Origin of the sequence: Caulobacter sp. CCUG 60055, assembly GCF_022750545.1 — a bacterium.
In the GTDB taxonomy this organism is placed as follows: domain Bacteria; phylum Pseudomonadota; class Alphaproteobacteria; order Caulobacterales; family Caulobacteraceae; genus PUIC01.
Genome location: NZ_PUIC01000008.1, coordinates 251930 through 274560, shown reverse-complemented (window position 1 = coordinate 274560; position 22631 = coordinate 251930). Strand labels below are relative to the sequence as shown.

18 protein-coding genes and 1 pseudogene are annotated in these 22631 nt (G+C 71.0%); 4 read left to right on the top strand and 15 right to left on the bottom strand.

Annotated features, from left to right (window positions below):
* Positions 1-145 precede the first annotated feature (145 nt).
* The gene (locus tag C5708_RS13300; protein ID WP_242921836.1) at positions 146-922 is read right to left on the bottom strand and encodes a class II aldolase/adducin family protein; all 777 of its coding nucleotides are present in this window, start codon (positions 920-922) and stop codon (positions 146-148) included.
* Between the two features lie 79 nt (positions 923-1001).
* Positions 1002-1814, bottom strand: a complete 813-nt coding sequence (locus C5708_RS13295) for an arylamine N-acetyltransferase (RefSeq protein WP_242921835.1) — start codon at positions 1812-1814, stop codon at positions 1002-1004.
* A gap of 124 nt (positions 1815-1938) precedes the next feature.
* Here C5708_RS13295 and C5708_RS13290 point away from each other — a divergent pair, with 124 nt between their 5' ends.
* Both C5708_RS13290 and C5708_RS13285 read left to right on the top strand, forming a co-directional pair.
* Positions 1939-2805, top strand: a complete 867-nt coding sequence (locus C5708_RS13290) for a 50S ribosomal protein L11 methyltransferase (protein WP_242921834.1) — start codon at positions 1939-1941, stop codon at positions 2803-2805.
* A gap of 80 nt (positions 2806-2885) precedes the next feature.
* Positions 2886-4700 (top strand): aminopeptidase P family protein, encoded by a 1815-nt coding sequence (locus C5708_RS13285; RefSeq protein ID WP_242921833.1) that lies wholly within the window; start codon positions 2886-2888, stop codon positions 4698-4700.
* Positions 4701-4859: 159 nt separating this feature from the next.
* On the opposite strand, the gene C5708_RS13280 is transcribed toward C5708_RS13285, so the two are convergent.
* Positions 4860-5279 (bottom strand): DUF2147 domain-containing protein, encoded by a 420-nt coding sequence (locus tag C5708_RS13280; protein WP_242921832.1) that lies wholly within the window; start codon positions 5277-5279, stop codon positions 4860-4862.
* A 205-nt stretch (positions 5280-5484) separates the two neighbouring features.
* Between C5708_RS13280 and C5708_RS13275 the strand changes: the two genes are divergently transcribed.
* A complete protein-coding gene (locus C5708_RS13275) occupies positions 5485-6141 on the top strand; it encodes a hypothetical protein (RefSeq protein WP_242921831.1) in 657 nt (218 codons plus the stop codon).
* A 4-nt stretch (positions 6142-6145) separates the two neighbouring features.
* Here C5708_RS13275 and ligA read toward each other — a convergent pair whose 3' ends face one another.
* The 10 genes and pseudogenes from ligA to C5708_RS13225 form a co-directional block, all read right to left on the bottom strand.
* On the bottom strand, positions 6146-8500 hold the full coding sequence (gene ligA, locus C5708_RS13270; RefSeq protein WP_242921829.1) for an NAD-dependent DNA ligase LigA: 2355 nt from the start codon (positions 8498-8500) through the stop codon (positions 6146-6148).
* A gap of 48 nt (positions 8501-8548) precedes the next feature.
* The gene (gene recN, locus C5708_RS13265; RefSeq protein WP_242921827.1) at positions 8549-10243 is read right to left on the bottom strand and encodes a DNA repair protein RecN; all 1695 of its coding nucleotides are present in this window, start codon (positions 10241-10243) and stop codon (positions 8549-8551) included.
* A gap of 288 nt (positions 10244-10531) precedes the next feature.
* Positions 10532-11347, bottom strand: a pseudogene (locus tag C5708_RS13260) (outer membrane protein assembly factor BamD); the annotation flags it as partial.
* A gap of 120 nt (positions 11348-11467) precedes the next feature.
* On the bottom strand, positions 11468-12364 hold the full coding sequence (gene lpxC / locus C5708_RS13255; RefSeq protein ID WP_242921825.1) for a UDP-3-O-acyl-N-acetylglucosamine deacetylase: 897 nt from the start codon (positions 12362-12364) through the stop codon (positions 11468-11470).
* Between the two features lie 137 nt (positions 12365-12501).
* Positions 12502-14046: a cell division protein FtsZ gene (gene ftsZ / locus C5708_RS13250; protein WP_242921823.1), complete on the bottom strand. Its 1545-nt coding sequence runs from the start codon at positions 14044-14046 to the stop codon at positions 12502-12504.
* A 323-nt stretch (positions 14047-14369) separates the two neighbouring features.
* Positions 14370-14981 carry a YdeI/OmpD-associated family protein gene (locus C5708_RS13245; protein ID WP_242921821.1) on the bottom strand — a complete coding sequence of 204 codons (612 nt, stop codon included), beginning with the start codon at positions 14979-14981 and terminating at the stop codon, positions 14370-14372.
* Positions 14982-14995: 14 nt separating this feature from the next.
* Positions 14996-16312 (bottom strand): cell division protein FtsA, encoded by a 1317-nt coding sequence (gene ftsA, locus C5708_RS13240; protein WP_242921819.1) that lies wholly within the window; start codon positions 16310-16312, stop codon positions 14996-14998.
* Positions 16313-16336: 24 nt separating this feature from the next.
* On the bottom strand, positions 16337-17245 hold the full coding sequence (locus tag C5708_RS13235) for a cell division protein FtsQ/DivIB (RefSeq protein WP_242921817.1): 909 nt from the start codon (positions 17243-17245) through the stop codon (positions 16337-16339).
* Positions 17214-18158: a D-alanine--D-alanine ligase gene (locus C5708_RS13230; protein ID WP_242921815.1), complete on the bottom strand. Its 945-nt coding sequence runs from the start codon at positions 18156-18158 to the stop codon at positions 17214-17216. Before C5708_RS13230 ends, C5708_RS13235 begins: the two co-directional genes overlap by 32 nt.
* Positions 18159-18222: 64 nt before the next feature.
* A complete protein-coding gene (locus tag C5708_RS13225; RefSeq protein WP_242921813.1) occupies positions 18223-19620 on the bottom strand; it encodes a M20/M25/M40 family metallo-hydrolase in 1398 nt (465 codons plus the stop codon).
* 254 nt (positions 19621-19874) lie between these two features.
* Between C5708_RS13225 and C5708_RS13220 the strand changes: the two genes are divergently transcribed.
* Positions 19875-20201: a hypothetical protein gene (locus C5708_RS13220; protein WP_242921812.1), complete on the top strand. Its 327-nt coding sequence runs from the start codon at positions 19875-19877 to the stop codon at positions 20199-20201.
* Positions 20202-20255: 54 nt separating this feature from the next.
* On the opposite strand, the gene murB is transcribed toward C5708_RS13220, so the two are convergent.
* The gene (gene murB / locus C5708_RS13215; protein ID WP_242921810.1) at positions 20256-21170 is read right to left on the bottom strand and encodes a UDP-N-acetylmuramate dehydrogenase; all 915 of its coding nucleotides are present in this window, start codon (positions 21168-21170) and stop codon (positions 20256-20258) included.
* A complete protein-coding gene (gene murC / locus C5708_RS13210; protein WP_242921808.1) occupies positions 21167-22579 on the bottom strand; it encodes a UDP-N-acetylmuramate--L-alanine ligase in 1413 nt (470 codons plus the stop codon). The genes murB and murC overlap by 4 nt, the downstream gene beginning before the upstream one ends.
* Positions 22580-22631: the final 52 nt, after the last annotated feature.

The following is a 22631-nucleotide window of genomic DNA, read 5'->3' as shown; positions in this document are numbered from 1 at the left end:
AGGATATCGCCCAGGGGTTCAGCTTCGTCCAGCTACAGAAGTGTGACCGAACATATCAATTCTGTAATATTCCAGACCAAGCGGCCATACGCGCCGACGACGTTACCGCCATCGGCGCAGCCAGAGCGCGAAAACTTGGTTGTATCTAGGCGTCGTACCCCGGCAGAGCGCGATCGAGCTGACGCAGACAGCCGGGCCAGGCCAGGTTGCCGATCATGCCCATGCCGCCACCGGTCTGGCCCCGGACCTCGGCCTGGGCGGCGTCGGGCGCCAGCAGCACATTCTCGCGGCCGATCGACAGCGCCATCACCTGCTGCTTGCAGGCCCGCTCCAGGAAGAACATCCCCAGCCAGCATTCGGCCGCCGTCGCGCCGACCGACAAGGTGCCGTGGTTGCGCAGCAACATGGTCTTCTTGTCGCCGAGATCGGCGACCAGCCGCTCGCGCTCGTCGAGGTTCAGGGCGATGCCCTCGTAGTCGTGATAGGCCAGCCGGGGCAGCACGATCAGGGCGTGCTGGGTCAGGGGCAGAAGCCCGTCCTTGTGCGCCGACACCGCCACGCCCTGGTCCGAGTGCAGGTGCATGACGAACTGGGCGTCCTCGCGCGCGGCGTGGATGGCCGAGTGGATGGTGAAGCCCGCCGGATTGATGAAGTACGGCGTCTCCTGGATGATGTTTCCGTCGAGGTCGATCTTGACCAGGGCCGACGCCGTCATCTCGCCGAAGAACATGCCGTAGGGATTGATCAGGAAGTGGTGCTCAGGCCCCGGAATGCGGGCCGAGATGTGGGTGAAGATCATGTCGTCCCACCCGTGCAGCGCCACCAGCCGGTAGAGCGCGGCCAGATCGACCCGCGCCTTCCACTCGGCCTCGCTGACCTTGCCCTTGAGCGAGCCCACGCCGGGCAGCGAACCATCGGCCATGGCGTCATCCTTCCTGATCGGTGTTTATATTTGCCGGCAAGGTCGCCCCCGGCTCACCGGGCGTCAAGGGGAATGAGGCTCAGGCCTTCGGCAATCGCGCCCAGATCGCGTCCAGCGGCGCGGGCGAGGTCAGGCCGAAGACCCGGTCCAGCACCTCGGCCAGCTCCCGGGGGCCGGCGATGGGCCGGGTCTCGACGGTTCCGTCCGGTCGCCGCAGGCTGACCTGGTCGTTGAGCAGGGTGTGGCGCAGCGGCCCCTCGGTCCGCGCGGCGACAAGATGGCTGACGAAACGGGCGCTGGGATGGGTGGCGCTGTACCAGTTCGACACCTCGTAGTCGGCGCGGGCGCGGGGCTCCAGGGTGAAGCGGTAGAGCCCCGCCCAGCGCCCAGGCTCCAGTCGCAACTCCAACCGGAAGCCGTCCTCGGTCTCGTTCAGCCGATAGAGCCCGTGCGGCGTCGCCTGCTCCAGGCCCGCGACCAGCCGCAGCGCCGCCGTCGGGGTCTGGCCGCCGAAGCCGACGTCGGCCATCCACGGCTCGCCGTCGATGTCGAGGCGCAGCAGCATGTGCGTCAGGGGCGGCGTCGGCGCGTCCTCGGCCGCGCCCCACACCACGCGGGCCAGCAGGCCGGTGGTGCGAAAGCCCAGGGCGTCGAGCGCGGCGCGGAACAGGGCGTTCTGCTCGAAGCAGTAGCCGCCGCGCCGGCGGTCGACCAGCTTGGCGGCGATGTCGTCGAGGTCGAGCGACGGCGGCGCGCCGAACAGCGGATCGAGATTCTCGAAGGCGATCGCCTGGGTGTGCGCGGCGATCAGGCGGTCCAGAGTCGCCGCCGTCGGCGCGCGCGATCCGTCGTCGCCGACACGGGCCAGATAGGCGTCGAGATCGAAGGCCATGATCGCTCCTTTGCGCTTCGGCGGCGCGGACGGCGGATATTGGGCGGGCGGCGGGCCTCGGCAAGCCGGACGAACGGCATTTCGGGCTCCCGCTTTGCGGCGTTAGGCCGTAAAGACAGCCGCCATGACCGACCAAGCCGTCCAGATCATCGCCCGCGGCCCGCGCGCCGACGCCGAGACCGCCGCCGCCGCCATCGACGCCGACCCGGCCCTGGAGGGCGCGACCTATTCGATCCTGGAAGAGGACGAGGACCGCGGGATCTGGCGCATCGACGCCTTCCCGACCACGAACGACGAGGCCGACGGCCTGCGCCGCGTGCTGGCCGAGCATCCGGCCCTGACCACCGTCACCGAAAAGCTGGCCGACGCCGACTGGCTGGCCATGGCGCTGTCGGGCCTGCCGCCGGTGCGGGCCGGCCGCTTCTTCGTCTACGGCATGCACGACCGCGGCCGCACCCCGCCCAACGCCGTCAACCTGCGCATCGAGGCGGGCGCGGCCTTCGGCACCGGCCACCACGGCACCACGGTCGGCTGCCTTATGGCCTATGATCGCCTGCTCAAGGCCCATCGCTACGCCAAGGTGCTGGATGTCGGCGCCGGCACCGGCGTGCTGGCCATCGCCGCCGCCCGCACCGGGACCAAGACCGCCGTCGGCACCGACATCGACCGCGTCTCGGTGCGCATCAGCCGCGAGAACGCCCGCGTCAACCGCACGAGCGCCCGCTTCGTCCACGCCTCGGGCCTGGGACACCGGCTGGTGCGTGACGCCGCGCCCTACGACCTGGTGTTCGCCAACATCCTGGCCCGGCCGCTGGTGACGCTGGCCCAGGACATCAAGGGCGCTCTGCGCCCCGGCGGCACCGCCATCCTGTCGGGCCTGCTGCGCACCCAGGAGCGTTACGTGAAGGCCGCCTATCTGGCGCGGGGCTTCCGCGTCACCCGCCGCATCCACCGCGACGCCTGGGCGACGCTGGTCCTGCAACGCGCCTGACGGTCGATCGCCCCGGCGATCACCCATCCGTCAACGACCAAGCCTTGGCGCCGAGGGGGCGTCGAGCTTACATCCGCGCCATGCGCCAGACCTTCGACGAACACACCTCGCCCGACTTCGGTCCCCGCCACGTGCCGCTGATCCGCGCCGCCATGGCCCAGCAGGGCCTCGACGGCTTCCTGGTCCCGCACGAGGACGAGCATCAGAACGAATACCTGCCCGAGGCCAACGACCGCCTCGCCTGGGCCACCGGCTTCACCGGCTCGGCCGGGGCGGCGGTGATCCTGAAGGACAAGGCCGCCGTCTTCGTCGACGGCCGCTATACGCTCCAGGTCCGCGACCAGGTCGACCAGGCCCTGTTCGAGATCCGCGACCTCGTCGAGGGCGGCGTGCCGGCCTATCTGGAGACGGCCCCGAGAGCCGGCTGGACCATCGGCTACGACGCGCGCTTGCACAGCCCCGAGGCGCTGGAGCGCCTGCGCGCCGCCGCCGCCAAGGCCGGCGCGGCGCTCAAGCCCGTCGACGCCAACCCGCTCGACCTCGCCTGGGGTTCGGCCCGCCCGCCGCAGCCCGCCGCCCCGGTGGTCGCGCACGAACTGCGATACGCCGGCGAGGACTCGGCCTCCAAGCGCGCCCGCGTCGGCAAGGGCCTGGCCCAGCATGGCGCCGAGGCGACCGTGCTGACCGCTCCGGCCTCGATCGCCTGGCTGTTCAACATCCGCGGCGGCGACGTCATCCGCTCGCCACTGCCCCTGGCCCAGGCCATCCTGAGCGCCGACGGAACCGCCCGCCTGTTCCTCGATCCAGCCAAGGTCACGCCCGGCCTCGTCGCCTGGCTGGGCAACGAGGTCAGCCTGGAGACACCCGACGCCCTGCCGGCCGCCCTGGCGGCGCTGAAGGGCAAGACGGTGCTGGTCGACCCGGCCCAGTCCTCGGCCTGGTACTTCGATACGTTGGCCGAAGCCGGCGCGACCGTGGTCCGCGCCATGGACCCCTGCGCCCTGCCCCGCGCCTGCAAGAACGCCGTCGAGATCGAAGGTTCGCGCCAGGCCCACGCCCGCGACGGGGCCGCCGTGACCCGCTTCCTGCACTGGGTGGCCACCGAGGGCCAGGCCAACCCGCCCGACGAGAAGACGGCGGTGGCCAGGCTCGAGGCCTTCCGCGAAGCGTTGGGCGCGATGAAGGACCTGTCCTTCGACACCATCGCCGGGGCCGGCGCCAACGGCGCCCTGCCGCACTATCGCCCGACGGAGCGCAGCAACGCCCGCGCCCGCGCCGGCTCCCTGTTGCTGGTCGACAGCGGGGCTCAATATCTGGACGGCACCACCGACATCACCCGCACCATGGCCATCGGCGAGCCGACCGCCGAGATGCGCCAGCGTTTCACCCTGGTGCTGAAGGGCAACCTCGCCCTCGCCGGCGTCCGCTTCCCGGCCGGAACCACCGGCTCGGCCCTCGACGCCCTGGCGCGCGCGCCGCTGTGGATGGCCGGCCTCGACTACGACCACGGCACCGGCCACGGCGTCGGCAGCTATCTGGGCGTCCACGAGGGCCCGCAGCGCATCTCCAAGGCCCCGAACGCCGTCGCCCTGCAACCCGGCATGATCGTCTCCAACGAGCCGGGCTATTACAAGGAAGGCGACTACGGCATCCGCATCGAGAACCTGCAGGTGGTCACGCCGGCGCAGGAAATCCCCGGCGGCGAGCGGCCGATGCTGGGCTTCGAGACCCTGACCTTCGCGCCGATCGACCGGCGACTGGTCGACAAGGACCTGTTGTCGGCCGAAGAGATCGCCCAGTTCGACGCCTATCACGCCAAGGTGGTCGAGGTGGTCGGCCCGCAGTTGGAGCCGGACGTCCGCACCTGGCTGGAAGAGGCCTGCGCGCCGCTCTAAAGCCCCCTTTCCCCCTTGATGGGGGAAAGGTCGGCTATGGGGACGAGCGCGAAGCGCGTTTTCAACAAGGAAGGCGACACGCTCTGCGCCAGTCTTCGACGGGCCGCGCCTTCACCCCCACCCAGCCCTCCCCCATCGAGGGGGAGGGCGTTTGTGCGCCTACTTGACCCGCGTCCACTCCTGCGTCTTGCACAGCGGCACGACGATGCAGCCCTTGAGCTTGAGCGTGTCGGTCGACAGCATCTCGATGGTTCCCGAATAGGTGCCGCCGTCGTCGGGGTTGTAGACCTTGCCGTCGGTCCACTTGGTCGGTCCGCCCTTGAAGCCGGACAGCATGGGCAGGCCCTTCAGCAGCCGGCCGCGCTGGGCCTCGTCCTTGTTGCGGACATCCTTCAGTTCCGGATTGGCCTTGATGTTGTTCGAGGTGAGCAGCTTGCCGCAGAGATGATCGCCGCAATGGCTGATCTCGACCTGGCCGCCGGCGGTCGGCGTCTGCCACACGCCGGCGACGTCGGCGGCGAAAGCTTGCCCGGACAGGGCGACGGCCGCGACAGCGGCGAACATGGCGGTTCTGATCATGGGCGTCTCCTAGGGCCGGCGCTTCAAGAGGCTGATCTGAAGCCTCTGAAGCTTGGTCTTCTAAAGCGTGAAACCTGACAGCCGCCTGAACCGAAAACGCCGGACGGCGGCCGCGATGAAGCACATCAGCCTTTCGTTGCGCGATCCGGGTGGGGACGGCAAGCTCCACTTGAAAACAGGTCCCGAAGAGGACGGGGAAACGCTCATGTTCGTCGGACACTATTCGGCCGCCCTGGCCGCCAAGGCGGTCGAACCGCGCGCGCCGTTGTGGACCTATGTCGCCGCCGCGCAGTTGGTCGACATCGGCTGGAGCGCCCTGGTCATCGCCGGGGTCGAGAAGGTGCGCATCGATCCTTCGCTTCCCGGCAGCGACCTCGACCTCTATTTCATGCCCTACACCCATAGCCTGCCAGGCGCCCTGCTGTGGGCGCTGGCGGCGGCGCTGCTGGCCCGCTGGCTGCTGAAACTGCCCGTCGCCGCCGCAGCCATGGTCGGCCTGACCGTCTTCTCGCACTGGTTCCTGGATTTCCTGGTCCACCGGCCGGACCTGCCGCTGTGGTTCGGCGGGCCCAAGGTCGGCCTGGCCTGGTGGAACCACCCGCTGCCGGAGATGGCGCTGGAGATCGGCCTGGTCGCCGTAGCGGGCGCCGCCTGGGCGTGGCGGCGGGGCGCGGCGGGGCGCACGGGCTGGCCCGCCCTGACCTTCGTCGCCATCCTGGTCGCGGTGGCGGTGATCGGCTCCATGGGCGGCGCGGGCGGCGGCGACGCCGTCAGCATGGGCGTCACCGCCCTGACCACCTATCTCGTCCTCACCGTCATCGCCTGGCTGGTCGACCGCGGGCCGAAGCAACGGCTGGCCTGAGCCCTCAGCCGCCGACCAGGGCGATCCACTCGTCCTCGGTCAGCACCTGGACGCCAAGCTCGGTCGCCGTTTTCAGCTTGGAGCCGGCGCCGGGACCGGCCACCACCAGGTCGGTCTTCTTCGACACCGATGAGGCGACCTTGGCGCCCAGCCCCTCGGCCTGGGCCTTGGCCTCGTCGCGGGTCAGCTTCTCCAGAGAGCCGGTGAACACCACCGTCTTGCCGGCCACCGCCGTGTCGGTCTTGGGCCGGGCCACGGGCTGGATGATCAGTTCGGCCGTCAGCCGCTCGACCAGCCGGCGGTTGTGCTCCTCGCGGAAGAATTCGGCCAGCGACTTGGCCGCCACCGGCCCGACCCCGTCGATCGAGGCCAGGGCCAGATAGTCGTCGCCCGGCGCGCCCCGCGCCGCCTCAGCCAGGGCGGCGGCGAGCGCGGGCCAATCGGGGTAGCGCTCGGCCAGGGCGTTGCGGGTCGGTCGCGACAGGCCCGGCGCGACCTGGCCGATCTTGACCTCCAGGCTGTCGGCCTCGGGCCAGGGATCGGCGGAAAGGTCTCCCCTGCCCGCCTGGACCAGCAGGTCCAGCGCCTTGGGCCCGAGCCCTTTCGCCTCGGCCAGCTCCAGATAGGTCGCCCCCGGCAACTGCTGGGCCGCGCGCGTGGCGGCCGCCTCCAGTTCTGGGAAGTCGGCGAAGTTGCGGGCCAGCACGGTCGAGGTGGTCTCGCCGATGTCGCGAACGCCCAGGCCGTAGATGAACCGGTCCAGGCCGATGGTCCGCCGGCTCTCGATGCCGCGCACGAGATTGGCGACCGACGTCTCGCCGTAACCGTCGCGGGTCTTCAGCGCCTCCAGGCGCTCCGGATCGCGCGCCAGGCGGAAGATGTCGGCCGGCTCCTTGATCCAGCCCTCGTCGAAGAAGGCCTGGAGCTGCTTCTCGCCCAGCCCCTCGATGTCGAAGGCCCGGCGCGAGACGAAGTGGCGCAGATGCTCGATGCGCTGGAACGGACAGGCGAACTCGCCGGTGCAGCGCCGCGCCACCGTCTCGACCCCGCCGGCGGTCAGCTCGCGCGCCAACGGCGTGTGCAGCGGACAAGGACAGTGGGTCGGGAAGACGTAGGGTTCGGCGTCCGCCGGCCGTTCCTCAAACACCACGCCGACGATCTGAGGGATCACGTCGCCGGCCCGCTGCAGGATGACGGTGTCGCCGATGCGGACGTCCTTGCGGGCGATCTCGTCGGCGTTGTGCAAGGTGGCGTTGACCACGGTCACCCCGCCGACCGTCACCGGCCGCAGCCGGGCCACCGGCGTCACCGCGCCTGTGCGGCCGACCTGCACGTCGATGGCCTCGAGCACGGTGCGCGCCTGCTGGGCGGGGAACTTGCGCGCCACCGCCCAGCGGGGCGAGCGCGAGACGAAGCCCAGGCGCTGCTGCCAGTCGAGGCGGTCGACCTTGTAGACGACGCCGTCGATGTCGTAGTCGAGCTTGGGCCTCAGGGTCTCGAACTCGGCATAGGCCGCCAGCAGGCCTTCGGCGTTCTCGACGCGCCGCGCCTGCGGCGTGACCACGAAACCCCAGTCGCGCAGCTTGCCCAGGGCCTCCCACTGGGTCTCGGCGAACGGCGCGCTGAGCAAGCCCCAGGCATAGGCGAAGAACCGCAACGGCCGCCGGGCGGTGATGGACGGGTCGATCTGGCGCAGCGAGCCGGAGGCGAAGTTGCGCGGATTGGCGTAGGTCCGCTCGCCGGCCGCCGCCGCATCCTCGTTGAACGCCTTGAAGGCGGCCAGCGGCATATAGACCTCGCCGCGCACCTCGATCACCTCGGGCCAGCCGGAGCCCTTCAGGCGGTGGGGAATGTCGGCGATGGTCTTGAGGTTGACGGTGACGTCCTCGCCCGTGCGGCCGTCGCCGCGCGTCGCGCCCTGGACCAGCACGCCGTTCTCGTAGCGCAGCGACGCCGAAAGCCCGTCGATCTTCGGCTCGGCGGTATAACCGACCGTCTCGACGCCGCCCAGGCGCAGGAAGCGGCGCACGCGGGCGTCGAACTCGACCGCATCGTCGTTGGAGAAGGCGTTGTCGAGCGACAGCATCGGCACGCCGTGCTCGACCGGCGCGAACTGCTCGGCCCGCGCCGCGCCGACCCGCAGGCTCGGCGAGTTGTCGCGGATCAGGTGCGGGAACCGCGCCTCGATCTCGCCGTTGCGGCGCTTGAGCGCGTCGTAGTCGGCGTCCGACACCGCCGGCGCCTCGTCCTGGTAGTAGCGGATGTCGTGGGCGGCGATCTCGTCGGCCAACGCCGTCAGCGCATCGAGCGCCTCGGCCTCGGTCAGATCGGCTACGGGTTTGGAATCGAGGGAAGCCATGGGTCTGGTCTAGCCTTCTCTCCGGGCGGCGTCAGGCCCTGGCGGGCCTCATGCGTCCATCAGCGCCCGGGCGGCGGCGCGGGCGGCCTCGGTGACCTGGCTGCCCGACAGCATGCGGGCGAGCTCTTCCTCGCGCGCCGCCGGCGTCAGCACCTCGACGGCGGTGCGGATTTCCTCGCCGCCGGCCTTGGACACCCGCCAGTGCGCCTCGGCGCGGGCGGCGACCTGGGCGCTGTGGGTGACGACCAGCACCTGCGCCCCGGCGGCGAGGCGCTTGAGACGCAGGCCGACGGCGTCGGCCACCGCGCCGCCGACGCCCTGGTCGACCTCGTCGAAGATCATCAGCGGCTGGACGTCGCCGCGCGCCGCCAAGGCCGCCTTCAGCGCCAGGGCGAAGCGGGCCAGTTCGCCGCCCGAGGCGATGACGCCCAGGCCGCCGAACGGCGCGCCGGGATTGGTGGCCACCTCGAACTCCACCCGGTCGGCGCCCGAGGGCCCGGCCCGGTCCTCGCCCAGCGGCTCCACCGCCACACGGAAGCGGGCCTTGTCCAGCTTGAGCGGCGGCAGTTCGGCCTCCACCGCCTTGGCCAGGCGGTCGCCGGCGGCGCGGCGGGCGGCGGTCAGGGCGGCGGCGGCGGCGGCGTAGGCCTTGCGGGCGGCGGCGGCCTCGGCGTCGGCGGCCTTGAGCGCCTCCTCGGCGTTCTCGACGGCGCCAAGCTGGGCGGCCAGACGCACGCGGGTTCCGGGCAGATCCTCGACGGCGACGCCCAGCTTGCGGGCCATGGCGCGCAGGGCGAACAGGCGCTCCTCGGTCTTCTCCAGACGGTCGGGCTCGAAATCGAAGGCGGCGGCGGCGGCGTCGACGGCGGCCTGGGCCTCGACCGCCTCGACCAGCGCCCGATCGACGGCCTCGGCGGCGCGGGCGATCAGCGTGGCGGCCGATCCCTCGGCGCTGGCACCGGCCTGCACCGCGCGCTCGCGGGCGCGCTCCAGGGCGCGGAACGCCTGGGCCAGGCAGCCAGACAGGTTGTCGCCCAGACTGTCCCGGGCCGAGGCTATGTCGGCCAAGGCCTTTTCGGCGGCGCCCAGCAGCGCCCGCTCTTCGGCCAGGCGCGTCTCCTCGCCCTCGCGCGGGTCGAGCCGGTCGAGCTCGCCCAGGCGAAGGGTCATTTCTTCCAGTTCGGCGGCGGCGCGACCGGTCTGCTCGCGCAGGACACGGGCGCGTTCGTCGGCGGCGCGCCAGACGCTCCAGGCCTCGCCCGTCGCGGCCAGCTCGGGGCCGCAGCCGCCGAAGACGTCCAGCAGGGGGCGGTGGTTGCGCGCGTCGAGAAGGCCGACGGTCTCGTGCTGGCCATGCACCTCGATCAGCATAGCGCCGAGTTCGCGCAGCACGGCCACGCTGGTCGCCTGGTCGTTGACGAACGCCCGCGAACGGCCGTCGGCGCTGACCACCCTGCGCAGCACGAGGTCCTCGTCACGCTCGTAGGCGAGGCCCTTGTCGTCGAGGCTGGCCCAGACGGCGTGGTCGGCCGGCAGGGCGAAGATGGCGGCGGCCGAGGCCTGGGCCGCGCCACGGCGAACCAGCCCGGCGTCGGCGCGCGCGCCGGTCGCCAGACCCAGGGCGTCGAGGATGATCGACTTGCCAGCGCCGGTCTCGCCGGTGAGCGCGGTCAGGCCCGGACCGATCGACAGGTCCAGGCTTTCGATAAGCACCACGTCGCGAATGGCGAGGCCGATCAGCATGGGCGCAAGATCGCCGCGAATCCGTCAGGGCTCAAGGCCCGACGTTCGCTCCTTGTTCAGGTCTCACCAGGGAACGGGAACGCCGAAGATCTTCTTCTTTTTCTTGGCGGGCTGGTCGGCGGCCGCGGCGGGCGTCGCCTCGGCGGCCGGTTGGGCCGCGGGCTGGTCGGCCGGGGCCGCCGAAGCCGGGGCCTGGGCGACCGGGGCGCCGGCGACGGGCGGCGGCACGGCGGTCTTGGCCCCGGCGGTCGGCGCGGCGGCCTGCTGCGGACCATGTCCGTGCCAGAAGCTGCGGCGAGGTCCGGCCGTCGGCTCGACCGTCGGGCGCAGGCCGTTGTTGGTCATCAGCTTGTAGGCGTCCAGGTACCAGCGGTCGCCCGGATAGTTGTAGCCCAGCACGGCGGCGTTCTTCTTGGCCTCGTCCATCAGGCCGAGCGTCAGATTGGCCTCGACCAGACGATACAGCGCCTCGGGCGTATGGGTGGTGGTCTGGTAGCGGGCGATGACCGAATGGAACCGGCCGATGGCGGACAGGGTCTCGCCCTGGCGCAGGTACCAGCGGCCGATGGACATCTCCTTGCCGGCCAGCTGGTCGTTGACCATGTCGATCTTGACGCGGGCGTCGGCGGCGTAGGGCGTGCGCGGATAACGCTGCACCACCTCGCGCAGGGCGGCCTGGGCCTGTTCGGTGGCGGCCTGGTCGCGGCCGACGTCGACGATCTGTTCGAAATAGCAGATCGACTTCAGGTAATAGGCGTAGGCCGCCGACGGGTTGCCCGGGTACAGCGACACGAAGCGGTCGGCGTCGGCGATCGCCTCTTCGTACTGGTTGCCCTGGTAGTGGGCGTAGGCGGTCATCAGGATCGCCCGGCGCGACCATTCCGAATAGGGGTGCTGGCGCTCCACCTCGCGGAAGTAGTCGACGGCCTCGTTCCACTGGCCCTTGTCGAGGCGGTCGGCCCCGGTGGCGTACAGCAGTTCGACCGGCCGCTCCTCGTAGGCGATCTGCGGCTTCTTCGGCTTGCCGGCGCACGCCGAGACCGACAGCGCCGCGGTCAGGGCGGCGAAGACGACGGCCGAGCGGCCCAGAGAGTTACGAAGCACCGACCATCACCTCAATCACGGGACGCCCCCCAACGAGCGCTGTCGGGGCGGTTCTACACCACGCACGAACCTGCGCAAACGCGCGTTGATCGCGCGGATGTCGGGCGAAACTGCGGCGATTCAGACCGCCTCGGCCAGGTCTTCCGGCAGGTTGACCACCCGCCAGGCCGCCGGCCGGGCGTGCAGGGCCCGCACAAGGGCGTTGTTCAGGCCGTGACCGGCGTAACGCCCCTCGAAACGGCCGAGCACCGGCGCGCCGAGGACATAGAGGTCCCCGACCGCGTCCAGGGCCTTGTGGCGTACGAACTCGTCCGGGCGACGCAGGCCTTCCGGGTTGAGGATGCGGTCGCCGTCGATGACCACGGCGTTGTCCATGCTGCCGCCGCGCGCCAGGCCCATGCGGCGCAGCGCCTCGACCTCGTGGACGAAGCCGAAGGTGCGGCAATCGGCCAGCTCCTCGCGGAAGCCCTGTTCGTCGCAGAAGATATCCACGGCCTGCCGGCCGATGGCGGCCGAATCGAAAGCGATCTCGAACGCCATCTCGAAGCGGTCGGACGGCAGCAGCGCCGCGCGCTTGTCGCCGTCGACGACCTCGACCGGCGCCAGGATTTCGATGTAGCGGCGCGGGGCCTCCTGCCGGCGGCGGCCGGCGCGGTCGAGCAGCGCCACGAACGGCGCGGCCGAGCCGTCCATGATCGGCACTTCCGGCCCGTCCAGCTCAACGACCGCGTTGTCGACGCCCAGGGCGGCCATGGCCGCCATCAGGTGTTCGATGGTCGAGACCGAGACGCCGGCCGCGTTGGCGATCACGGTGCCGAGCTGGGTCTTGATCACCGCCTCGGCCGAAACCGGCACGCGGTTGTCGCGATCCTGGACGTCGGTCCGGACGAAGACGATCCCCGCGCCGACCGGCGCGGGACGGATCGACACGCGGACATGCTGGCCCGTATGAACGCCAACGCCCGCGAAGATCGCGGGCGCCGCCAGAGTGTGCTGATGAAACGCGGACACAGCCACGATGGAAACCTTCCACAATCCGCGCAGCCGAGCCGGCCGCTTCGATGCCTCGCCTACCATTTAGGAGGCGAGGCGCCGCACCGCAAAACAACTCCTGTTTCGGAATGTTTCGGGTGTAAGTTGCGGAATTATTTCAACTAATTCGCAAGCCTGCGAAGGAAGGAAGGAATTTCCAAATCGTCCGCCTGGTCGTGCGTTTCGGCCTCCGGCGCGGGCTGCGCCGAGCTGGTCGACCGGGCCTGGAGCACAGGCGTCGGATCGGCGCGATAGTCGCGGATCGGCGCCGGCGCCTCCTGCCGCGGACGGCCGAACATGCTGAAGAAGCCGCCCTTGCGCCGCTCCTCGCCCAGATGGGCGTCGGGGAACAGCGGGCTGTCGTCCACCGCCTCGTCGACGATGCGCGTCACCGGCCGCTCATAGCCGCGCTGCGGCGCGACCGAGGGCTCGGCGGCGATAGTCGGCGCGGCGTACAGATCATCCTGACGCGGAGCGATCTCCGGAGCCTGGGCGGCGGGACGGACCTCGACCGGCGCCTCGTAGGCGGCCGGGCGCGGCGGCTCGGCCCACTGCGGCGCCGGCTCGACCTGGGCGGCGGGGGCCGGAGCCTCGTAGCGCGGCGCCGGAGCGGCCTGCCGGGCGATCGGCGCGGTCTTTTCGACGATCAGCGGCTTGGCGGCGGTGTTGGTCGCCGTCTTGGGCTCGATGGCCGAGATCGAAGCGCCGTCCATGCCGGTGGCGACCACCGACACGCGAATCTTGCCCTCCAGCGCCGGATCGAAAGCGGCGCCGAAGATGATGTTGGCTTCCGGATCGACCTGGTCGGAGATGGCGTTGGCCGCCTCGTCGACTTCGAGCAGGGTCATGTCCAGGCCGCCGGTGACGTTGACCAGCACGGCCTTGGCGCCCTTGAGCGACACTTCGTCGAGCAGCGGGTTCTGGATGGCGTTCTGGGCGGCCATCAGCGCGCGGTCCTCGCCGCTCGCCTCGCCGGTGCCCATCATCGCCTTGCCCATCTCGGTCATCACCGTGCGGACGTCGGCGAAGTCGAGGTTGATCAGGCCCGGCAGCACCATCAGGTCGGTGATCGAGCGGACGCCCGAATGCAGGACCTGATCGGCCATGCCGAAGGCCTCGGCGAAGGTGGTGCGCTCGTTGGCGACGCGGAACAGGTTCTGGTTCGGGATGACGATCAGGGTGTCGACATACCGTTGCAGCTCGGCGATGCCGGCGTCGGCCAACCGCATGCGGTGGCGGCCTTCGAAGGTGAACGGCTTGGTCACCACGCCGACGGTCAGGATGCCGCGCTCGCGGGCGCACTTGGCGATGATCGGGGCCGCGCCGGTGCCGGTGCCGCCGCCCATGCCGGCGGTGATGAACACCATGTGCGCGCCGTCGAGATGCTCGCCGATCTCCGGCGCGCTTTCTTCGGCGGCGCTCATGCCGACCTCGGGATGGGCGCCGGCGCCCAGGCCCTGGGTCACCGCCACGCCGAGCTGGATGCGGCGGTCGGTCTTGGCGAACTGGAGTTGCTGGGCGTCGGTGTTGCCGACGACGAACTCGACGCCCTCCAACCCCGCCTCGATCATGTTGTTGACCGCGTTGCCGCCGGCTCCGCCGATTCCGAACACGACGATCCGGGGCTTGAGCTCAGTCGCACGCGGCGCGGAAAGATGAATAGCCATGGGACCCCTGCGTCCTTACACCCGTTAGTGACGAAGCGTTGGCGACCCGCCCGCCAAGCTCCGTGACGGATGGTGTTAACTAAGCCCCCACCATCCTTAATCGTGAGTTAACTTGCATAATATGAGTCGGGAGCCCGTCGACTCCGGTATCGAAGAAAAATCCGTTATTCCACAGACACTTTCCCCGCCGTGGTTAACCTGGGCGGGGGACGGACGCCGCCGCCGCCCATGCCGGCGGGGATCGGAATGGTGAACGGCCGCCGTTCGGCGCGGAACGAATGCTGTGGATGTCCGTGTACGGAGCCTGTCGCCGGGAGCGCCGGCTAGGCTGCGCCGCCCTTCTGGGGATGGATCGTCTCGCCGCGCTCCAGCATGTCCACGAACTTGGCGATGCGGGCGGCGCGGGTCTGCGGCTTCTTGGCGTCGTGGACCCGGTGAAGGATGGCGTAGCGGTTGGCCCGGCTCAGGCGGTCGAACATCGCCTGCGCCCGGGGCGAGGCGTCGAGCGCGGCCTGCAGGTCCGCCGGCGCGACCGCCGTCGCCTGCGACTGGTAGGCCGCCTCCCAGCGGCCGTCGGCCTGGGCCGCCGCCGCCTCGGCCAGTCCGGCCGGCGCCATCAGGCCGGCGGCGATCAGCGCCTCGGCCGCCTCGCGGTTGATCCGCGACCATTTGCTGCGCGCGGCGCGCGGCGTGAAGCGGACCAGCCAGCAATGCTCGTCGAACTTTTCGAGCCGGCCGTCGATCCAGCCGTGGCGCAGCGCCCCCTCGACGGCCTCCGGCTTGGAGAGCGTGACCATCGGCGCGCCCTTCTTGGCGAACTTCAGCCAGACGCCGCCGGCGTCGCGCGGCGCGGCCGCGAGCCAATCCAGCCATGCGGCCAGATCGGCGAAGGCCAGGATCGGCTGGCCGTCCTTCATGGAGACGCGGTCGCCCATCGGGGCCCGCGGGACTAGAGGTTCTCGCGCAGCCAGGCGGCGGCCTTGGCCAGCGGATTGGCGCGAGGGTCCAGGGTCTGCGGCCGCGCGCGGGCGGCGGTCAGCGGACGCACCTCGCGCGGGCCGAAGGCGGCCCGCTGCAACACGCCGGCGGCGGCGCAGAAGGCCGGGCCCGAGGCGGCGTCGGCCAGATGCGGCACCCGGCGCGGCCGGCCCAGGCGCACCGGCCGGTCGAACACCCGCACAGCCACCTCGCGCACGCCGGCCAGCTGGCTGGCGCCGCCGGTCAGGACGATGCCGGCGCCCGGCTCGACCGGCGCGCCCGAGGCCTTCAACCGTTCACGGAGCAGTTCCAGGGTCTCTTCGACCCGCGGGGCGATGATGCCCTTGAGCAGCGAGCGCGGCGCGACCACCGGGCCCGCGCCCGGATCGTCGCCGCGCGGCGGGGCCTCGATCATCTCGCGGTCCTCGTTAGCCGAGGCGATGGCCGAGCCGTGCAGGGTCTTGATCCGCTCGGCCCCGGCCAGCGAGGTCGAGAGCCCGCGCGCGATATCGGCGGTGACGTGGCCGCCGCCCACCGTCAGGCTGTCGACGTGGACGAGGCTGCCGTTGGAGAACACCGCGGTCGAGGTCGAGCCGCCGCCCATGTCGATGCAGATGCAGCCGAGGTCCATCTCGTCGTCCTCGAGCGCGGCCAGGGCCGAGGCGAACGGCGCGGCGACCACGCCCTCGAACGACAGGTGGGCGCGCTCGACGCAATGGCCGATGGTCTGGAACACGCTCTCGCTGATCGAGACCACCAGCAGCTCCAGGCCGAGGACGCGGCCGAACATGGCGCGCGGGTCGCGCACGCCCTTCTGGCCGTCCACCGACCAGGCGATCGGCAGCAGGTGCACGGCGCGCCGGCCCGGCAGGCGCACCTGGGCCAGGGCGGCGGAGATGGCCCGCATCAGGTCGGTGTCGGCGATGGGACGGGCGCCCAGCGAGACCTGGGCGGTGACGCGGTTGCTGGCCAGCTGGCCGCCGGAGGTGGTGACGGTCACGCCGGAGACGCTGACGCCGGCCACGGTCTCGGCCCGCTCCACCGCCTGGGCGATGGCCTGGGTGGCCTCGTCCATGTTGACGATCGCGCCGCCGCGCACCCCGTGCGACTGGACATAGCCGACGCCGGCCGTCTGCAGGGTGCGCTCGCTGCGATTGACGCCGCCCGGCTTCATGACGAAGCAGGTCACCTTGGCCGCGCCCAGGTCGACGGTCGCCACCACCGGTTGTCGGTGCAGCGCCGCCTTGAGGCCGTCCCGGGCCTCGCGTCGATCTTCCAGTCGCGACATGTTCTTCGCCGCCCCGCCTCGTCCTTAAGCCCCGCCGACGACCGTCGCCGCCGGCGTGTTGTCCCTCGGCCTCACGGCCACCGCTTCCGGATCGCGCAGGTCGATCCGCGCGAAACCCAGCTCCAGCAGCCGCGAACGCTGATCCAGCTGGTCCAGCTGGATCAGCGCCGAATCCTCGCCCACGGCCGGCAGCTGGATCAGCCCCCCGTCCTTCATCCGCAGGTCCCACCGCCGGTCGTCGACCCGCACCAGCGCCTCCAGCCGCTCCATCAGGCGCGGCCGCGCCCGCACCAGGGGCAGGATGGCGGCGGCGTTCTCGGCGGCCCCGTCCCCGACCACCATCGGCAGGTCCGGGAAGCGGCCGGGATCGGCCTCGGGGATCACCTTGCCCTCGGCGTCGACCACATGGGTCGCGCCCTGGTGCTGCCACACCGCCAGCGTCGGCCGCTCGGTGACGGCGATGACGATGGTGTCCGGCAGCAGCCGCACCACCCTCGCCTCCTTGACCCAGCCGACGGCCAGGATGCGCTGGCGCAGTTCGGTCAGGTCGACGCCCAGGATGGGCTGGTCCTTGTAGATTCCCGAAGCGCGGACGATGTCCGGCTGGGCCATGGCCGACGCCCCCTGGACGTGCAGGGCGCCGACGCGAAAGCCGAGGCCGGCGAACCGCCCGGCCAGCCCGCTCTCGGCGCCGTGGACCAGGGTCTGCGGCCGGTCGCCCGAGAACAGCGCCACGGCCGCGCCGATGACCAGCACGCCGCCGGCGACGATCAGGGTCAGCTTGGGATCGAGGCCCGCGCCGGCGCCGGCGCGGAGCTTGGCCGGCGCATAGGCGGCGGCCACGGGACGGCCGCCACGGGCGGCCTTGGAGGCAGGGCTCTTGGCTTGGGGCTTGGCCGAACTACGCGTTCCCCCCCGCACCGCCGCGCCCATAAGCGTCCTCCACAATCCACAAAACCAATTCGTCGAACCCGATTCCGACATGGGCGGCCTGCTCTGGAGCGAGCGAGGTCGGCGTGAAGCCGGGTTGGGTGTTGACCTCTAAAAGGACCAGAAGGTCGTTAATGTCGTCATAACGAAAGTCGCTTCGCGTAAGGCCTCGGCAACCAAGCGCGGCGTGGGCGGCCTCGGCCATGCGCAGGGCCCGCTCGAATGCGGCGGCGGGAATCTGAGCCGGAACAACATGTTGCGACCCGCCGTCGCCGTATTTGGCGTCGTAGTCGTAGAATCCCGTGCGCGGCACGATGTCGGTGACGGTTAACGCCTTGCCGTTCATCACCGCCACCGCCAGCTCCTTGCCGGCGATATAGGGCTCGATCATCACCTCTTCGCCGTAGGTCCAGGACGGCGAGGCCAGCTCCTGCGGCGGGCCGTTGGCGCCCTCGAACACCAGGAACACGCCGACCGACGAGCCCTCGGCGTTCGGCTTGACCACATAGGGCGGCTTCATCACGTGGTCGCGGGCCGCCTCGAAGCGGTTGTAGAGGCCGCCGCCGGGGACCACCACGCCGGCCGCCGCCAGCACCGCCTTGGCCTTGGCCTTGTCCATGGCCAGGGCCGAGGCCAGCACGCCGCTGTGCGTATAGGGCAGGCCCAGGGTCTCCAGCACGCCCTGGACGCAGCCGTCCTCGCCCCAGACGCCGTGCAGCGAGTTGTAGACCAAGTCCGGCCCGAGGGCGGTCAGCACCTGGGCGACGTCGCGGCCGGCGTCGACCTCGGTGACCTTGGCCCCCAGCCGGCGCAGAGCCTCGACGCAGGCCGCGCCCGACACCAGGCTGACCTCGCGCTCCGGCGAAAGGCCGCCCACCAGGACGGCGACATGTTTTCCGGCGAGAGGGGCGGACATGGGCGACTCCGAGAAACGACCGGCTGCTTTTGGCCGAAACGGAGCCGCCTGTTAAGCTCGAGCCCTATTTCTTGGCGGCGGCCCTCGGGTTGCGGAAGTCGACGTCGCTCTCGGCCGCCAGATAGAGCAAGGCCGCCCAGGCGGCGACGTTCTGGTCGAGGTCCCCGCGGTCGACCTTGTCCAGGGTGTCGTCGGCCGAGTGGTGCAGGTCGAAATAGTGGCTGGCGTCGTTGTAGAGAGACGCCACCGGCACGCCCAGCGCCTCCAGGCCCTCGACGTCGGAGCCGGCGAAGCGCGCCGCCTCGCGGGTGACGACGATCTTCAGCGGCGCGAGGATCGACGGCAGCGCCGCCATGGCCGGGTCGGCCGCCGCGCCCTTGGGCAGGTCGACCTTGAACAGCCGCCCGCCGCCGAGATCGCTCTCGCCGGCCAGGACCATCTTGGCGACCTCGTTCTTGTGCGCCTCGGCGTAGGCCTCGCCGGCGCCGCCGGTCTCCTCCGAACCCCACATCACCACGCGGATGGTGCGCCTGGGCCGTTGCGGCAGATCGCCGATCAGCTTGGCGGCGGCGGTGGTGATGGCCACGCCCGCGCCGTCGTCGATGGCGCCCTCGGCCGGGTCCCAGCTGTCGAGGTGGCCGCCGATGACGATGACCTCGTCCGGCTTCTCCCGGCCCTTGATCTCGCCGACGATGTTCCAGGCCGGGGCCTGGGCGATGACGGTCGAGGCCAGGTTCAGCTTCACCTTCACCGGCTTGCCGCGCTTGTAGAGGCGGGCCAGCAGGTCGGCGTCGGGCACGCCCAGGGCGGCGGTCGGGATCTTGGCGACGCCGTCGGCGTATTGCATGGCGCCGGTGTGGGGCTGGTTGGAATCCCCGGTCGAGATCGAGCGGGTCAGATAGGCGACCGCGCCGCGCCTGGCCGCCTCGGACGCGCCGCTGCGGGCGCGCACCGCCGCGCCGTAGCCCTCGCCCGTCTGGGTGCGGACCATCGGCTGGTTGACCACGGCGATCTTGCCGGAGAGCGAGCCGGCCGGCGCGGCCAGCATGTCGTTCAGGCTGTCGAACACGACGATCTCGGCCTCGATCCCCGCCGCCGGGGTGGCGACCGAGTTGCCCAGGCCCAGGATGGACAGCTTGTGCGGATAGGGCAGCGTCACCGACGCCGATTCAGGACCGCGCAGCCAGGCGTTCTGCTTCACGAACGGCTCGACATGGACGTTCTCGAAGCCCAGCGCCTTGAGCTTGGCCACGCCCCAGTCCTTGGCCCGCTCCATGGCCGGGGAGCCGGTCGGGCGGCCGCCGATCTCGGTGGTCAGGGACTCGACGATCTCCCAGGCGCCCGATCCGGCCAGCGCCTTGTCGCGCAGGCCTTCGGCGGTCGCGCGGACGGGATCGGCGTGGGCGGCGGCGGCGAAGGACAGGGCCGCGCCGGCGGCGGCGAGCAGAAGGAAACGACGCATCGAGGACTCCCCAACCCCTTCCCTTCCCGGAAGGGCCGAATGAACACAGGGGCGAGTCGAAGGCCGCCCCCATTGGCCGCCCTTGTCGAAGCACGCGACAGGCGCGCGCTCAAGGCCCCGCGCGCCCGAGCGGCGTTATTTCGACCGCCTATGACACACTCCTGACAAGACGTTGTCAGGAGGCCCGGCGCAAATAGACGGTCAAGAACACAACCGGAACGGAGACGCAGGTCATGGTCGTCGAAATGGTGCTTATGAAACTGCGTACCGGCGTGTCCGAGCCGGCCTTCCTGTGGGCCGCGGAGGGGACCACCGCCTTCCTGCAGGCCTGCCCCGGCTTCATCCGCCGCCGGCTGGCCAAGGACGCTTACGGCCAGTGGGTCGACTATCTGGAATGGGAGACCATGGACGCGGCGCGGCAGGCGGCCGAACGCTTCCACAGCGATCCGGCCATGGTGGTGTTCAACGCCGTCATCGATCCGGGCAGCGTGATCGGCCGCCACATGACGCTGCAGGCCAGCGCCGAACGGGCGGCGGCGGGCGGTCCCGCGTCCAAGGCCCTGCTCGCCCGATGCGCTTAAGGTTTCCGCCCCCATCCCTGCGCAATCGGGGATGGGGGTGATGAAATCCGCCCCCTAGGGCCGGCCGATCCGCTTGATCTCCCAGTCGAGCTGAACGCCGAGCTTGGCCCGAACATCGGCCCGGACCGCCTCGCCCAGCCCTTCCAGGTCGGCGGCGGTGGCGTCGCCGGTGTTGATCAGGAAGTTGGCGTGCAGCGGCGAGAACATCGCCCCCTGCCCGCCGCTCAGGCTGAACGGCCTGCCGCGCCAGCCGGCCTCGTCGACCAGCTTCCAGGACGAATGTCCCGGCGGGTTCTTGAAGGTCGAGCCGCCGGTCTTCTCGCGGATGGGCTGGGTGGTCTCGCGGCGGGCGGTGATCTCGGCCATGCGCGCCTTGATGGCGACCGGATCGCCCGGGACGCCCCGGAACGTCGCGCCCAGCACGATCAGGTCGGCCTCGTGCAGCACGCTGTGGCGGTAGGTGTAGCCCAGATCGGCATGGCCCATCTCGCGCACGGCGCCGGCGCGATCCATGACCCGGGCCGAGGCCAGCACCTCGGTAGTTTCCGAACCGTAGCAGCCGGCGTTCATCACCACCGCGCCGCCGACCGTGCCGGGGATGCCGGCGTAGAACTCCAGCCCCGCGACCCCGGCCTCGGCCGCCTTGCGGGCCAGCACCGCGTCGGGCACGGCCGCGCCGGCGCGCAGGCCGGAGGCCTCCAGCGGCTCGATCTCGCTGAAGCCCCGCCCGAGGCGGACCACCACCCCCTCGACCCCGCCGTCGCGGACCAGGAGATTGGAGCCGACGCCGATCGGCGTGACGGGCACGCCGGCGTCGAGCGTCCCGAGGAAATCGGCCAGGTCGGCCTCGTCGGCCGGCATGAACACCACCTCGGCCGGTCCGCCGACGCGGAACCAGGTGAACGGCGCCAGCGGCTCGTCGCGCAACAGCCGGCCGCGAACCTGCGGCAGCCGGTCCTTCCAGCTCATCGGGCCAGGGCTTCCAGCTGGCCCGGCAAGGCGTAGGCCCAGGCGGTGATGTCGCCGGCGCCCAGACAGACGACAAGGTCGCCGGCCTTGGCTTCCTCGGCGACGACGCCCGCCAGTTCGGCCGGACCGTCGAGGGCGATGACGCGGCGATGGCCCCAGCGGCGCAGGCCTTCGACCAGGGCGTCGCGGCTGACGCCCTCGATCGGCTGCTCGCCGGCGGTGTAGACGTCGGCGACGATCACCGCATCGGCGTCGTTGAAGCAGGCGCAGAACTCGTCGAACAGGTCGCGCAGGCGGGTGTAGCGGTGCGGCTGCACCACGGCGATCACCTTGCCTTCCGACACGGCGCGGGCAGCCTTGAGCACATAGGCGATCTCGACCGGGTGGTGGCCGTAGTCGTCGATGACGCGAACCCCGCCCGCCACGCCGGTGGTGGTGAAGCGGCGCTTGACCCCGCCGAACTTGGCCAGGCCCTCGCGGATGGCCTCGCCCGAGACGCCCAGCTCGCGGGCCACGGCGATGGCGCCGGCGGCGTTGAGCACGTTGTGCATGCCCGCCATCGGCAGCTTGAGGCCCTCGAGCGCCACCTGCTCGCCTTCCAGGGGCGAAATGGTCACGTCGAACTGCGCCCCTTCCGGGCCCATGGCGACGTTCTGGACGCGGACCTCGGCCTGCGGGTTGGTCCCGTAGGCGATCAGGCGGCGGTTCTCGACCCGCGCGGCCATGGCCAGGACTTCCGGGTGGTCGGTGCAGACGGCGGCGAAGCCGTAGAAGGGAATGTTCTCGACGAAGTCCTGGAAGCCCTTCTTCACCGCGTCGAAGTCGCCCCAGTGGTCGAGGTGCTCGGCGTCGATGTTGGTGACGATGGCCACCGTCGACTTCAGGCGCAGGAAGGTGCCGTCGCTCTCGTCGGCCTCGACCACGATCCAGTCGCCCTCGCCGACCTTGGCGTTGGTGCCGTAGGCGTTGATGATGCCGCCGTTGACCACGGTCGGATCGAGCCCGCCGGCGTCGAGCAGGCTGGCGACCATCGAGGTGGTGGTGGTCTTGCCGTGGGTCCCTGCGACCCCGATCGAGAACTGCAGCCGCATCAGCTCGGCCAGCATTTCGGCGCGCCGCACCAAGGGCAGGCGCTTGTCGCGGCCGGCGACCATCTCGGGATTGTCGGCCTTGACCGCGGTCGAATAGACGATGGCCGAGGCCCCGTCGACGTGGGCGGCGTCGTGGCCGATGAAGATCCTCGCGCCCAGCTTCTCCAGCCGCTCGGTGTTGGCGCTGGCCTTGGCGTCGGAGCCTTGGACGGTGTAGCCGATGCGCAGCATGATCTCGGCGATGCCGCTCATGCCGATGCCGCCGATGCCGATGAAGTGCACGGGGCCGAGGTCGAAGGGTACGGGGCGACGGTTCATCACGGCTGATTAGACGATTTGTCCGGCCGCGAAAACCGCCGCCGGCCGTTAA

Coding starts and splice junctions, on each gene's coding strand:
- murC (WP_242921808.1), bottom strand. CDS start 22,579: ATGAACCGTCGCCCCGTACCCTTCGACCTCGGCCCCGTGCACTTCATC.
- ftsA (WP_242921819.1), bottom strand. CDS start 16,312: ATGTCGCGACTGGAAGATCGACGCGAGGCCCGGGACGGCCTCAAGGCG.
- C5708_RS13280 (WP_242921832.1), bottom strand. CDS start 5,279: ATGATCAGAACCGCCATGTTCGCCGCTGTCGCGGCCGTCGCCCTGTCC.
- ftsZ (WP_242921823.1), bottom strand. CDS start 14,046: ATGGCTATTCATCTTTCCGCGCCGCGTGCGACTGAGCTCAAGCCCCGG.
- C5708_RS13230 (WP_242921815.1), bottom strand. CDS start 18,158: ATGTCCGCCCCTCTCGCCGGAAAACATGTCGCCGTCCTGGTGGGCGGC.
- C5708_RS13290 (WP_242921834.1), top strand. CDS start 1,939: ATGACCGACCAAGCCGTCCAGATCATCGCCCGCGGCCCGCGCGCCGAC.
- C5708_RS13245 (WP_242921821.1), bottom strand. CDS start 14,981: ATGGGCGACCGCGTCTCCATGAAGGACGGCCAGCCGATCCTGGCCTTC.
- C5708_RS13220 (WP_242921812.1), top strand. CDS start 19,875: ATGAAACTGCGTACCGGCGTGTCCGAGCCGGCCTTCCTGTGGGCCGCG.
- recN (WP_242921827.1), bottom strand. CDS start 10,243: ATGCTGATCGGCCTCGCCATTCGCGACGTGGTGCTTATCGAAAGCCTG.
- C5708_RS13295 (WP_242921835.1), bottom strand. CDS start 1,814: ATGGCCTTCGATCTCGACGCCTATCTGGCCCGTGTCGGCGACGACGGA.
- murB (WP_242921810.1), bottom strand. CDS start 21,170: ATGAGCTGGAAGGACCGGCTGCCGCAGGTTCGCGGCCGGCTGTTGCGC.
- C5708_RS13285 (WP_242921833.1), top strand. CDS start 2,886: ATGCGCCAGACCTTCGACGAACACACCTCGCCCGACTTCGGTCCCCGC.
- C5708_RS13275 (WP_242921831.1), top strand. CDS start 5,485: ATGTTCGTCGGACACTATTCGGCCGCCCTGGCCGCCAAGGCGGTCGAA.
- C5708_RS13300 (WP_242921836.1), bottom strand. CDS start 922: ATGGCCGATGGTTCGCTGCCCGGCGTGGGCTCGCTCAAGGGCAAGGTC.
- ligA (WP_242921829.1), bottom strand. CDS start 8,500: ATGGCTTCCCTCGATTCCAAACCCGTAGCCGATCTGACCGAGGCCGAG.
- C5708_RS13225 (WP_242921813.1), bottom strand. CDS start 19,620: ATGCGTCGTTTCCTTCTGCTCGCCGCCGCCGGCGCGGCCCTGTCCTTC.
- C5708_RS13235 (WP_242921817.1), bottom strand. CDS start 17,245: ATGGGCGCGGCGGTGCGGGGGGGAACGCGTAGTTCGGCCAAGCCCCAA.